Annotated in this window: 12 protein-coding genes; all 12 read left to right on the top strand. The window is 66.6% G+C overall.

Features of this window, described 5'->3' with window-relative positions:
- Positions 1–871: 871 nt before the first annotated feature.
- The 12 genes from V6U77_RS26605 to sbnB all read left to right on the top strand — a co-directional run bounded on the left by V6U77_RS26605 (position 872) and on the right by sbnB (position 12,616).
- Positions 872–1,018 (top strand): hypothetical protein, encoded by a 147-nt coding sequence (locus V6U77_RS26605; protein ID WP_334609466.1) that lies wholly within the window; start codon positions 872–874, stop codon positions 1,016–1,018.
- A 73-nt stretch (positions 1,019–1,091) separates the two neighbouring features.
- On the top strand, positions 1,092–2,147 hold the full coding sequence (locus V6U77_RS26600; RefSeq protein WP_334609465.1) for a hypothetical protein: 1,056 nt from the start codon (positions 1,092–1,094) through the stop codon (positions 2,145–2,147).
- Positions 2,144–3,400, top strand: a complete 1,257-nt coding sequence (locus V6U77_RS26595) for an MFS transporter (RefSeq protein WP_334609464.1) — start codon at positions 2,144–2,146, stop codon at positions 3,398–3,400. Before V6U77_RS26600 ends, V6U77_RS26595 begins: the two co-directional genes overlap by 4 nt.
- Positions 3,397–4,698 (top strand): metallopeptidase TldD-related protein, encoded by a 1,302-nt coding sequence (locus V6U77_RS26590; protein WP_334609463.1) that lies wholly within the window; start codon positions 3,397–3,399, stop codon positions 4,696–4,698. Before V6U77_RS26595 ends, V6U77_RS26590 begins: the two co-directional genes overlap by 4 nt.
- The gene (locus V6U77_RS26585) at positions 4,623–5,879 is read left to right on the top strand and encodes a hypothetical protein (protein WP_334609462.1); all 1,257 of its coding nucleotides are present in this window, start codon (positions 4,623–4,625) and stop codon (positions 5,877–5,879) included. Before V6U77_RS26590 ends, V6U77_RS26585 begins: the two co-directional genes overlap by 76 nt.
- Positions 5,876–6,769, top strand: coding sequence for a sulfotransferase (locus tag V6U77_RS26580; protein ID WP_334609461.1), 894 nt, complete (start codon positions 5,876–5,878; stop codon positions 6,767–6,769). Before V6U77_RS26585 ends, V6U77_RS26580 begins: the two co-directional genes overlap by 4 nt.
- Positions 6,735–7,397, top strand: coding sequence for a formylglycine-generating enzyme family protein (locus V6U77_RS26575; RefSeq protein ID WP_334609460.1), 663 nt, complete (start codon positions 6,735–6,737; stop codon positions 7,395–7,397). Before V6U77_RS26580 ends, V6U77_RS26575 begins: the two co-directional genes overlap by 35 nt.
- Entirely contained in the window at positions 7,394–8,257 is an 864-nt protein-coding gene (locus V6U77_RS26570) for a hypothetical protein (protein ID WP_334609459.1), read from the top strand. Before V6U77_RS26575 ends, V6U77_RS26570 begins: the two co-directional genes overlap by 4 nt.
- On the top strand, positions 8,257–8,991 hold the full coding sequence (locus V6U77_RS26565) for an HAD family hydrolase (protein WP_334609458.1): 735 nt from the start codon (positions 8,257–8,259) through the stop codon (positions 8,989–8,991). Before V6U77_RS26570 ends, V6U77_RS26565 begins: the two co-directional genes overlap by 1 nt.
- Positions 8,992–9,138: 147 nt before the next feature.
- The gene (locus V6U77_RS26560; RefSeq protein WP_442934519.1) at positions 9,139–9,456 is read left to right on the top strand and encodes a transposase; all 318 of its coding nucleotides are present in this window, start codon (positions 9,139–9,141) and stop codon (positions 9,454–9,456) included.
- A 1,106-nt stretch (positions 9,457–10,562) separates the two neighbouring features.
- Positions 10,563–11,585, top strand: a complete 1,023-nt coding sequence (gene sbnA / locus V6U77_RS26555) for a 2,3-diaminopropionate biosynthesis protein SbnA (protein ID WP_334609457.1) — start codon at positions 10,563–10,565, stop codon at positions 11,583–11,585.
- Positions 11,549–12,616 (top strand): 2,3-diaminopropionate biosynthesis protein SbnB, encoded by a 1,068-nt coding sequence (gene sbnB / locus V6U77_RS26550; RefSeq protein WP_334609456.1) that lies wholly within the window; start codon positions 11,549–11,551, stop codon positions 12,614–12,616. Before sbnA ends, sbnB begins: the two co-directional genes overlap by 37 nt.
- The last annotated feature ends 1 nt before the right edge of the window (position 12,617 follow it).

The raw sequence follows: 12,617 nt of genomic DNA, 5'->3' as shown, positions 1-12,617 counted from the left end.
GCTGTCCTACCGGGAGCTTCGTCCTATCTGGAGCAGCGACACACCGCCGCCTACCTGCTCAGCATGCCTCGGTCACGATGAAAATGGCTCAGTTACATGTTTGACGTTGGGATGCGTTGTTGCTGAAAGCCTGGCTGCCGCTTAGGGTCACTGGGTACGGCGACAAGTTCTGCAGTCGTGAGCACGGGGGTGCTGATGAGCAAGCTTCGAGAAGCGCTTTATTTTCAGACACACGATTCACCCCAAGCGCGGGATGCGCGAATGGTGCTCGCCGGAAGGGTCGGGGCGCCGGACGCCGGTCAACCGCCCTCTGTGCGGTAAGGGTTTTCTCGCGGAGCGCCTCTTTCTGGTCGCCTGAATATGGTGCCGTCGCCCGCGCCCGTGGGAGTCGCCGGAGGCGCCGGGTAGCCCGGCGGTTGTCCATTCTGTCGAGTCCGCCCATTTGGAGCGGGCAGGTCGAAGGAGCGTTCGGGCCGCGATGTCCGCTGCCCCCCGTCACGTGCGTCGGTATCTGCCGCGCGGTCGGCGCGGGTCGGACAGCACATCTGGGCGCCGTTTCGGAAAGCCGGGCGACTACCCGAAGGCCGCGAATCTATTCGTGACCTTGATGCCCGTGTGACGCTATTGAGGTGGGTGAATCATGCGTACGCTGATGCAATCAATTGATGCTGCCTCGCAATGACGCGCGGGTTTCGCCGTTACTTCGGGAGGCGACGTTCGGCTCGAGACGCAAGTTTCGCTGCTCGTCTGCACATTGCGGGCGATCGATGCTCGTCGCCCGACACCTACACACGCGAGCAGAGTTGCGCAATGTGCTTTCGGCGTTGCAACGCTTTCGCGTGGACTTAGAAGCGAAAGGAGGTGATTCTGGATGACCGCAATCGAAGCAGTCGAAGAGACCGAGATCGAGATCGATGAGATCGAGATCGAGGGCGGCGACGCCGGCGACTCGGCGAACGTCGCGAACGTCGCGAACATCGCGAACATCGCGAACATCGCGAACATCGCGAACATCTAAGGAAACAGGGTGTGTGCGGCGGGCGGGCTCCCGCCGCACACCTCCCGTTGCGCATGGTCGAGGAGAAGGTGCCGTGGATCAGGAAGAAATCGGCAAGCGTATAGCTGCGGCAGGGCAGGTGGCAGCCGATTTGGCTCGACAGGCTCCCGTGGACTCAGCCTACGTCGCCGGCTCTTTGACCGCGGGGTTGGGGAACGCGAAGAGCGACGTGGACCTCTTCATCCTGAGCGCTTCGGACAGCGTGCCGGACGGACCGGTTCAGTTCGCGCGCGACGGTGGACGGATCGATGTGGAGTGGCTGACCCTCGCGCAGGCTAGGCGGGTGCTCGACGCTCTGGCGGGTATGGATCTGACCCGGCAGCGTCTTGTTGAACTTTGGCCGCACTTCGATGACCTCGACTGGTATGCGCGATTCGTGTCGTCGGTCGACGTCATCAATTCGCCTGCGCTTGAGAAGCTGCGCGCCAAGACCAAGGACGTCCGTCGGCACATCGATGACCTCATCGTCGTGCGTTGGGCGCTGGGGTACAACTCCTCGCTCGAGGATTTCCACGGTGCGGTCATCGAGCGCGATTACGACACCGCCTCGTATTCGGGATCCGCAATGACAGTCGCCGCGGCCAAGGCGTACGTGGCCTCGCTCGGTGACATCTACATCGGTCACAAGTGGGTCTACAAGCAGCTGCGCCGCTCAGCTCCGCTGCTCGACCTATCCGCCTTCTCGTACTACTCCCGTGGGCACTGGGTGGCCGAGGGTGACGAGGGAGCGAACCGGATGCTCAGCTACGGGCAGACGCTTCTCGGCGCCGCCGCACTCAATCGGCTCGCGGATACCCCGCTGCCGGAGCTGCCGACCGTTTTCGACGGATCCGGTCCTCGGCGCGCGACCGAGTTCGTCCCGATGGGCATCGGTGACTCCGTACTCCTGCACCACGAGAGCGGCCGCCAGGCCAAGCTGACGGCTCGGGTGGCGCTGGTCTGGCTGTGGTGCACGGGGCCTGACCTGGACACCGTCGTGGAGAACGTCCTGTCCTGCGCTGCCGCGCTGCCCGGGGTGTCCTTGACAGCCTCACAGGTGCGGACCGCGGTGGAGCGGCTGGTCCAGAGCGGCCTGGTGCGTTCTGCATGACCGCGGCTGTCGAAATGGACGGGCGGGACGGTGACAAGGCGTCCTTGCCGCAGGCTCTGCTGCTGGCGGGGATCGGTGTCTCGAGTGCGGGGACCGGTCTCGTTCTTCCCCTGACCGCGCTCTACCTGACCGGCATTCTGCAGGCAGGTTCGGGCGCTGTGGGCCTTTACTTCGCCCTGACCGCGGGATCCGCCTTCCTGGCCAACCCGTTCGCGGGCAGGATCGCGGACCGGCGTAGCCCTGTACCGGTCATTTTCGGGGCGTTGCTGTTCCAAGCGGCGGGTGCCATCGTGCTTTCGCTGTCCGGGAATCTGGAACAAGCGTCCGTCGCCGCAGTGCTTGCCGGGATCGGTAACGGGTCCTACTACGCGGTGCTGATGCCGACGGTGAAGCTCATCTTCGGTCAGTCTGCACTAGGCCGGTTCTTTTCCCGGAACTTTATGATCGCCAATGTCGCCGTCGCCGTCGCGGCGGCCGCCTCCGGGGTGGTGGTCGCGAGTTGGGGAGAGCGCGGATATCGCTTGTGCTTCGCGGCGAACGCGTTGTCGTTCGTGCTCCTCGGCGTGGCTCTCGCCGCGCAGTTGAAACGGACGCCACCGGCGGCGCTCGGGAGCGACGTACGCGTCCGTCCGTTGGCGCCGTGGCGGCCCTACCTCGATGCGCGATTCGTCGCGCTGCCGCTCACGCAGCTGTGCATCATCGGCTTCGGCGTCGTGCAACTCGAAGCCATCATGCCGCTGGTGCTGCACGACTACGGAGGATATTCGACCCGCATAGTCTCCGTCTTCCTGGCGGCGAACGGCCTCGCGGTGTTCGCCCTGCAGACGTTGACGGAGAAGTACGTCGAACGCATCGGGGAGATCGGCGCGCTGCAACGAGCGGTGATCGTCTGGATCGTGAGCCTGCCCCTGCTGTACCTCGGGTCCGTTCTCGCCGGACCTGTCGGTGTGGCAGTGGTGATTCTCTACGCAGTGATCTTCGGGTTTGCTGAGACGCTCGTGTCGCCGTCCATGCAACCTCTGGCTGCGAAGAGCGCGCCCGAGGGGAGCCTAGGCACGTACGCCGCAGCCGTTTCGATGGCCTACAGCATCGGCACGGCCATCGGTCCGGCTATCGGTGCCGCGGTGCTGACTGCGGGCGGTGTCGCGGGATACCTGACGCTGCTGGCCGTGGTGCTCCTGGTGCCGCTGCCGTTGCTGGCCCGCCACCGTCGGGTGATGCGCCGGCCCGAGTTGTCGGGTGCCGGGGCATGACATCCAGCACCGCACTGGTAGAAGTGGCCGCTCTGACGCGCGTGGAGGTCGAAGCACGACGGGAGGCCCAGTACGAGCAACTCTTCCAACAGTGGACCAGCCACGTTCAGGCATGCTACGCGGGCGGCCTACGACAGGCCGCCGTACGCCTGGACGCGGGCGCCGGGCGGCTCCGGGTCGTGGACGGCCGGGCCAGGTACGCCGCTGCGGACCACGCCCGGGCGCGTGCCGGAGGCCTGTTGGAATCCGCCGGCGCGGGGACCGAGGACTTCACGGATCTCCTCGCCATGCGCGCCGCCTCGGCTGCGGCGGACCTTCCCGTATCACTGCCCGGCGAGCACGGCCTTGTCGAGGTGCACGTCGTCGTCGACGTGTACAGCACCTTGCACGTGGTCGCGGACACGGAGGGGCGTTGCGACGCCTCGGAGCGGGTTCGATGCCGCACCACCGTCACCGCCCATGCTGCAGATCTGGCGCGGCAGGTCTCGTCCCGGTTCGTACGATCGACGACGCCGACCGAGGACGACCTGACCTCGTTCGCCCGGGATACCGTACGAATGTTGAGCCGGGCGCCGGCAGCCTCGGGTGAGCCCGGTTCCCGGCGGACCGCGATGGTCCTCCGTCCCACGGCGGGCGCCGCCCTGCTCCACGAGCTGGTCGGACATGCCTGTGAGCACGACAACGCCTACAACGGGTCGCCGTACGCCCGGGCGCTACGCGACGCTGCCCTGTCGACGCCGAGCCTCACCATCCGTGACGACCCCGGCGCGGCCCACGGATACGGCAGCATGACCGCTGACGACGACGGCGTCCCCTGCGGTGGGCGGTCCATGGTGGAGGCCGGGCAGTTTGTCGGCACCCTTGCCAGCGTGCGCTGTGGGGCGTCGGGCGGTAACGGGCGCCGGGCGAACTACCGCTTCCCGACTCAACCTCGAGCCACCAACACAGTGGTGTCCAGCGGCGGCGATCCGGCTGAGTCCTTGTATTCAACGGACTCGGGAGACCTGCTGGTTGTCCGGTCCTTCTCCAGTGGTCAGGTCAACCCGTACACCGGGCACTTCGACTTCACCGCGTCCGGATGTGAGCTGTGGTCCGCCGACGGCGATCGGACCTATCTCGGAGACGTGCGCCTCGATGGGGACGCACTCGAGGTCCTGCGCCGGCTCGAGGCGATCGGCGACGACCCGGCCTACGAGAGCATCTCGTGCGGCAAGCAGGGTCAATGGGTGGGCGTCGGGATCAGTTCGCCATCTATGCGGTTCGTCGACATCTCCTGGACCTCGGCGGTGACGGCATGACCACCCTGGCCACTTTCAGCTCCTCACAGCGGATCCGGCAGACGGTCACCGCGACGGGACGTCCGGGCCGCACGACGGTACGAACTGTTTACGAGCCGCTCATCGCGTCGGCGTCCGATGGTGGTGGCGACGGCCATGTGGTGGTGGGCCCTGGGACGGCGCTCAGTGATCCCGCCCGTGACCACCTACTGCGCGCGCTGGGCGTCCGATCCGCCGTGATGGCCGACGCCGCGGCGCCCTCGCGGACGCGAGAATGCCCCGACGCCGGCGAGCCGGCGCCTGTCGACGTATCGGCATTCTTGGCCTCGGCTGAGCGGTACGGGATGGAGATGCGGCAGGTCACGGTTTCCCGGTACGAGAGCAACCGGCGGTACCAGGCTCCGGGTGCTGCCGAGCGCGTGTGCGCCCACACCTGGTCATCGCTGCGCGCGGAACCCGCTGCGGCATACGGATCACCCATCGAGATCTTCTGGCACGCTGCTATCTGCCTGGACCGGGTGCTCGACGCGGCCCGGATGCTCATCGCCGGTCCCGAGCTGCCTGTGATGAACGGCAGAGGCTTCCGTCGGGCCCGCCTCACCCCGGACGCCATGACGGTGCTCCTCACCTCGCTGACCTCCGCCTACGTACGCCGCGGCGCCGCCGAACCCCCGGGCGGCGACGCGCGGTTCGTCCTGCGGACGTGCGAGGCCGATCCGGGAGTGCCGTTCGGACACTGCTTCGATCTTGACGGCGTCGACACCTCTGTCGCCGTGCTGAGCGGGCCGGGTCGGCAGGTGTGGCCCAAGCCGGGGGAGACACCACAGCCGGGTGTACTCGGTCACCGCACGACGCAGCGGTTCGCCCCCGTGCCGGTCTCCAGGCCCGGCGCCGTCACCCTCGACGGCGACCACATCGATGACGGCAGCGTCGTGGCGGGCTATTCGGGACTCGTCGTGACCCAGCTAGCCGAGCACGGTGCCAGCCATCTACTGGAGGGATCCGGCTTCTTCCTCCGGGCCCGGGGCCTCGTGCTGGACGGGGGTCGGCCGGTCGGCCGGTGGGGGCCGATCACGATGGCGCTGCGGGGCGACGAGGTGATCGGGCGTCTTCTCCGCGTCTTCTCCGACGGCGGCTTCAGCCGGATGAACGACCTGACGGTGCGCCGTTTCTGGGCCGACATGGAATGGGGTGACCAGTGAGCGATTTTCAGACTGACGGGATTCCGGACGGCCTTGCCTCTGGGCGGAGCCGTGCGGACGGCGGCGTGTCCTTCATGTTGATCGGTCACCACCGTTCGGGGACCAACTTCCTGACCGACGTGCTGCAAGCCCACTCGCGTGTCAGTTTCATCGACGAGCCCTTGTCGATGCACACCCGGGGATTCCCCCGGACCGATCTCGAAAGGTGGGGCGCCGACTCCTACCACCCCGTCCATCTGCACGAGTCGTTGCGCGAGTATCCCCTGTCGCAGCGGTTCTTCCGGGACCTCGTCAGCTACCTGGAGGCCGTGCCGCCGGGACAGGTGCGGGGGTTCAAGGAAACCCTGCTCTTCGAGAAGATCCCCTGGCTCCTGTCGGCCATCCCACCGTTGCGCATCGTGCATGTGGTTCGCGACCCGCGGGCCGTGGTCGCTTCGCTGCTGAAGCATGACGTGGATCGTCAGTGGGGCTACGCGGACCGGTTGGCGGCCTACTTCGCCCGTCATTCGGACTCGCCGGTCGAACCGCTTCTGGAAACGCCCCTGATGCGATGCGTGACCAGTTGGAAAGTGCGGCAGTACGAGTTCCGGGCGAGCGTGGAGGCGCTTCCGGTCGTCACCGTCCGCCTCGAGGACATCGTGCAGGACGACGAGACAACCCTCGCCCTCGTCATGTCCTTTCTCGGCCTCGAAGTGCAGCGGAAACAGCTCGTCCTGCGCAGGGAGAGCGAGCGGGAGACTCGGGGCGGAATGTACTCCACCTACCGCCACCGGGACGAGGTTCTCGACGGATGGCGCCGTCGCCTGAGCCCGGCGGACCAGGCATTCGTAACAGCCGCATGTGAGGAGGAACTGCATGACCTTGGGTATCTTTCCGCGGCGGTGCGCTGAGATCCGCGCCACGCTCCTGGACGACGCCATTCCCATCGGCGAGGGCCGGCGGTTGCTACGGAGCCCGATCACGGCCGTGCAGGCGGCATCGATTCTGAACACGATGCCGATCCGTGACGATCCGAACGACTCGTACACGAATGTGAACGTCATCAACCTGGACAACACCATCACGTACGACGCGGCCGGCTATCGACCGGTCGTCGGCCGAGAGAACCACCCGGTGACCGGTGTCAGCTGGTTCGGCGCCCAGGCGATGGCCGAGCAGGTAGGGGCGCGACTTCCTACCGTCGATGAGTGGCACCAGGTGATCCAGGCCCATATGAGCCCGTTCCCCTGGGGAAACGCGGCGCCGTCACCGGAACTGGCCAACTTCGACGAGCACATCGGCCGCACGTCGCCGACCAGGGAGTTCCAGCCCAGTCTACTGGGCTTCTACGACCTGCTGGGCAACGTCGGCGAATGGTGCGATCTGCGGAATGAAGCATCGGACGAGGCGCCAGTGGTCGGCGGGGGTTGGAACAAACCCATCGGAGCACAGTGGCACATGCCACGATGGAAGTGGCGGCGGATCGGGACTGTGTCCATCGGAATCAGGTTCCTCTTCGATACCGGTGAGCCACGATGAGCCGTACCATGTTCCGCTTCGCGGACCGCGCCGTGTCCGTCACCGGTGACGACGACTTCCTCGCCGCAGCCGCAGGTCTCCTGGCGCCCTATGTCCGACGGACGGCGACCGCGGACGGGGCCACCCTCGTCGCTTCCCTGGAGTTCGAGAACACCACACGCTCGGAACACGGAGAAGCGGTCATCATCAAGGCGTTCCAGCAGGTACGCAGTGCGCTCTTGGACGTGGTGCTTTGTGATCATGCCCCGCTGCACGGTGCCGTCGTCACCTGTGACGGCACCGGAATCGTCCTGACCGGGCCGAAGGGAGCGGGCAAGACCTCGTTCGTGTCGGCTCTGCTCCGATGTTCTCCAGAGTGGGATTTCGTCACCAACGACAAGTCGGTGGTGTCACCGCATGACGGCTCGGTTCTCGGGCTGCCGTTCGCGGTAGCGGTCGGGCATGTCGGGCGAGCGATGACGCCGGAGCTGGCGGATCTGCCGGCGCGGCCGAGCGTCGGCAAGGACTTGTTCTGGCCCGCGGATTTCGCTCGCGCCTTCGGCTCCCGGCCGGCTGCAGCCACGCCGTTGCACGGTGTGGTGCTGTGCGAGGCCGACTTCGCGGCGTCCCGTATCGAGGTGCTGACCGACGTCGACCAGGACGAGCGGCGGATCGTCCTGGAACGCGACATGACGGACTTCGGCGACGCCATGATCCCGCAACGGCGCAGGACCGGCCGTACGCGGGACGCCGAACTGCCACCGCTTCCGGCCGAGTGGTCGGTGATGCCCTGGGTCCGGCTACGGGGAAATCCATGGACCATGAGCCGCGATACCATGAGCGCCGTGCGGACAGCGGTCGACTTCCAGAGAGTCGTGTGATGACGATGCGGGTGAAAGCCGTCCTGCTGGACCTGGACGGCACTCTGCTGGACCACAAGGGTGCCGCGGAGAAGGCGTTCCTCGCCGCCTGCCTGCAATGGCTTCCCGACCTCGACGAGGAGGCGCGGTACGAGGCTCACACAGAGTGGCAGCGGCTGGAGGCCGTCCACATGCGGGCGTACCTGGACAAGACAATGACCTTCCAGGAACAACGGCGGGCCAGGCTCCGCGGTGTGCTGTCCGCCTGTGGGCGAGACACCGGAGCCGTGAGCGACGACCAAGCCGATGACCTCTTCACGGTCTACCTGCGCCACTATGAGAATTCCTGGGCAGCGTATAGCGACGTCCCGGAGATGATGCGTTTCCTCGGCGGGGCACCCGCCGGTGTGGCGGTGTTGAGCAACGGCGATCGCGCGCAGCAGGAAGCTAAACTGGCGTCGCTCGGTCTCCCCTCGACGCCACCACTGTTCACGCCCTCCGACGTCGGTGCTTCGAAGCCGGATCCCACAAGCTTCCTCGGCGCCTGCGAGCGGATGGGCTGGGAACCCTCCGAGGTTCTGTACGTCGGTGACGATCTTCAGGGCGATGCCTTAGCCGCCGCCGCCGCGGGACTACGGGGATGCTGGCTGGACCGGCAGCAGACGTACGGGGCCACGGTGCCCGAGGGCATCCTTCGCGTACACAGCCTGTTCGACCTTGCGACGGCCGACCTCTTCGACCGGAGCGCGGCCTAGTAATCCAGCCGGGGATGTGGACCTTGGCTGAGCTGCGGTCCGGTGCGGTGTGAAAACGAGGGCAGCCAGGGTCGATCATGGACGGTCGTGGACCGACCTCGATGCAGCGGTGCTGCCGGATACAGGGTGGACGCCCAGCGGTGGCGGGTGTTGTTCGACGACCTGATGCTGACGGTGGGGCAACGTTTCCGCAGACCAGAGCCGCGTCGTCGGGTGTGTGACCTCGTCCGGGGCTTGCTGGCGCCGTTGCCCCCGAAGAACTGCTCGACGATCGCGGTGCGGTTCGCCACCAAGCCGCAGATGGCGTCTCGGATGATCGCCGCAGCGGTCACTGCCGGGCTGCCGTGCCGACGGGTGGCCGGCGACGAGGCCTACGGCAACGATGCGCGCCTGGCAGCCCAACTCCGTCGGCTGCGACTGGGCTACGTCCTGGCCGGAGCGGGCTTTGGGGCCACTCCTGACTGAGCTCTGGCCTCGTGTCGTAGAGGCCGAAGAAGTCCACGGCGTGCCCGGCCTACGGATCCAGCGACACCGGCGATGCGTGGAGCTGATTCTTGCCGCCGGGGGCTCGATGGCGACCAGGTCGCGGTGTAGCGCAGGCGGCGACACTCAGGTGCGCGGGTGCAGGAGGTGCCGCCGGCCCCCGGTTCGGGTACAGGTCCGGCCGACACCTCGGCGAGCGTGCCTGTCCCGAGCGGTGCGACGTCGACGCCGAGGTCGGCGTGCCGGGCGATCAGGCGGTCAGCGCCGCACCGGTCCGCGTTGCCGGGCCGGTTCAGGGGAGTGAGTGGCAGGCAATGACGCAAGGTTCTTGAGAGCTGCGTCACAGGGACTTTCTGGTGCCCCGGCCGGTCACTCAGTGTAAGCCAGGCGTCCTGGCCGCACTCACTGTGACCGGGCGTGTCGCTGCTGGTTCGTCGGGTGAGCTGTCCGGCCTCGTTCGCCCGGCGGCGTGCTGGGTCGCACTCCACCTCGGAGGATGCCGGGATCCCAGATCCGGTGCGGGCTTGCCGGACGGCGGCCGGGGCTCCGGGGGCCGCTCGTCGGGTGTTGCGCCACGTAGTTGACATGCTCAGAGAGTTACATGTTTGACGTGGTAATACGTTGTTGCTGAAAGCCTGACTGCCACTTAGGGTCACTGGGTACGGCGACAAGTTCTGAAGTCGTGAGCACGGGGGTGCTGATGAGCAAGCTTCGAGAAGCGCTTTATTTTCAGACACACGATTTCCGCCAAGCGCGGGATGCGCGAATGATGCTCGCCGGAAGGGTTGGGCACCGGACACCGGTCGACCACCTTCTGCGCGGTAAGGCTTTCTCTCGGAGCGCCTCTTTCTGATCGCCTGAATATGGTGCCGTCGCCCGCGCCCGTGGGAGTCTCCGTAGTCGGCGGGGGCGCCGGGTAGCCCGGCGGTTGTCCATTCTGTCAAGTCCGCCTGAGTGTTGCGGACAGGTCAAGGGAGCGTTTGGGCCGCGATGTCCGCTGCCCGTCGTCAGGTGCGTCGGTATCTGCCGCGCGGCCGGCGCGGGCGGACGCCACATCTGGGCCTAAGACAATGGGGGCGCAGCTTTACATGGTTCCGACCGAACCGGCCGCCGCAACTTACTCGGCCAATATCTTCGCACCGGTGCAGGGGGTGGCCCCCTGCACGGTTCACCTCAAGCTCGAAGGGGTAAACGTAGCGGGATCGATAAAGATCAAAACAGCGGTGCAAATGTTGACGGATCTCGAGCAGGCCGGAAGTGTCGATGGGAGCCGGCGGCTCATCGAATCGTCGTCGGGCAACCTGGGTGTGGCGCTGGCTCTCGTCTGCGCCGAGCGCGGATACCCCTTCACGTGCGTGACGGATCCCAACGCCTCGGTTTCTGCCGTCCGCAAGATGCAGGCCCTGGGCACCGAGGTCATCGAGGTCCGCGAGCGTGACCAGACCGGCAACTACCTGGGCACCCGCATCGCTCTGATCCAATCGATGTGCCGCGAGGACCCGAACCTCCTCTGGCTCAACCAGTATGCCAACGCCAGCAACTGGCGGGCCCACTACCGGATGACCGCACCCGAGATCCTCGCCGCCTTTCCGCACGTCGACCACCTGGTCATCGGTGCGGGGACGACTGGCACCCTGATGGGCTGCGCCCGCTACTTCCGGGAGCATTCCCCGGGGACGACGATCGTCGGCGTCGACTCGGTCGGCTCAGTGACGTTCGGTGGGACGCCGGGTCGACGACACATTCCGGGTATCGGAGCGAGCCGCCGGCCCGAGATCACCGATTCGTCGCTGATCGACCGGCTGTTGATGGTGGACGAGGCGGACGCCATCCGCATGTGCCGCAGCCTGGCTCAACGAGGGTTGCCGGTGGGTGGGTCGACCGGCTCGGTCCTCCACTCGCTCCGGCACCTGGGCGATGTCCTCACCCCGGAGAGCGTGGTCGTCGCCGTCTCTCCCGACATGGGGGACAAGTATCTCGACACGATCTACAGCGACGACTGGGTGGGTGAGCGGTTTCCTCACCTGCTGGGGCCGCCCGACACGACGGTGGGCGGCCTGGAAAGCAGTGTCCAGTGGCGGTTAAACATAGTCGGCGATCGGGTGGGTTGAGTCGAGTGTCTTCAATTTCTGTTCCGGAATTCAGGGTCTACTCGGGTGAGCAGGTCCGTGACGTGCTGGACAAGGATCATCACGCCGTGGTCGCGGCTGTCGAAGCGGCCTACCGGGCCCACCACGTCGGACGCACGGTGAACCCTGACAGCTACTTCCTGCGCTTCCCCGGTCGGGACGCGGACCGCATCATCGCCCTGCCGGCGCGCTACGTCGCCGACGGAGGAGCAGCGGCCACGGGGATCAAGTGGATCTCCAGCTTTCCGCAGAACATCGAGAGGGGAATCGCCCGGGCGTCGGCCGTCCTCATCCTCAACGACGAGTCCACCGGCTACCCGATCGCCTGCATGGAGGCGGGATCGATCAGCGCGACCCGGACGGCGGCCAGCGCGGTCTCCGGTCTGCGCCTGCTCAGCAGGGACGACCGCGCGCCGAAGTCGATCGCGGTCATCGGCACCGGGGTGATCAGCAACCAGGTGCTGACCTTCCTCGACCGGTCCGACGTGCCGATCGAGCGGATCACCCTGTTCGACGCCAACCGGGACTACGCCGTCCGGTTCGCCGCCCGGGTGCGGGAGTGGTCCGACGTCGCCGTCGACATCGCGCCGGACATCGGGACCGCGATCCGCTCGGGCGAGGTCGTCCTCTTCGCCACCACGGCCGGCACCCCGCACGTGCACGACCCGGCGCTCTTCGAGCACTGCCCGATCGTGCTGCACCTGTCGCTGCGGGACCTGAGCCCCGAAATCATCCTCTCGGCGCACAACGTGGTCGACGACGTCGACCACTGCATGAAGGCCCGGACCTCCCTGCACCTTGCCGAGATGCAGACTGGTAGTCGCGAGTTCGTCGCCCACACGCTTCCCGGAATCCTTTGTGGGGCGCCGATTCCGGAGCGGGACCGGCCGGTTGTCTTCTCGCCTTTCGGGATGGGAATTCTTGATATCGCTCTCGGGGATCTCGTGCATTCCCTGATCGCTGGCGCAACGGCACCGGTGAAGAATTTCTATCTCGGCGCAGAGAGGTTCTGAC

Source organism: Micromonospora sp. CPCC 205546, from assembly GCF_036902715.1.
Taxonomy (GTDB): Bacteria; Actinomycetota; Actinomycetes; order Mycobacteriales; family Micromonosporaceae; genus Micromonospora.
Note: the sequence above shows the minus strand (reverse complement) of the source record. Positions and strands in the feature narration are given on the sequence as shown.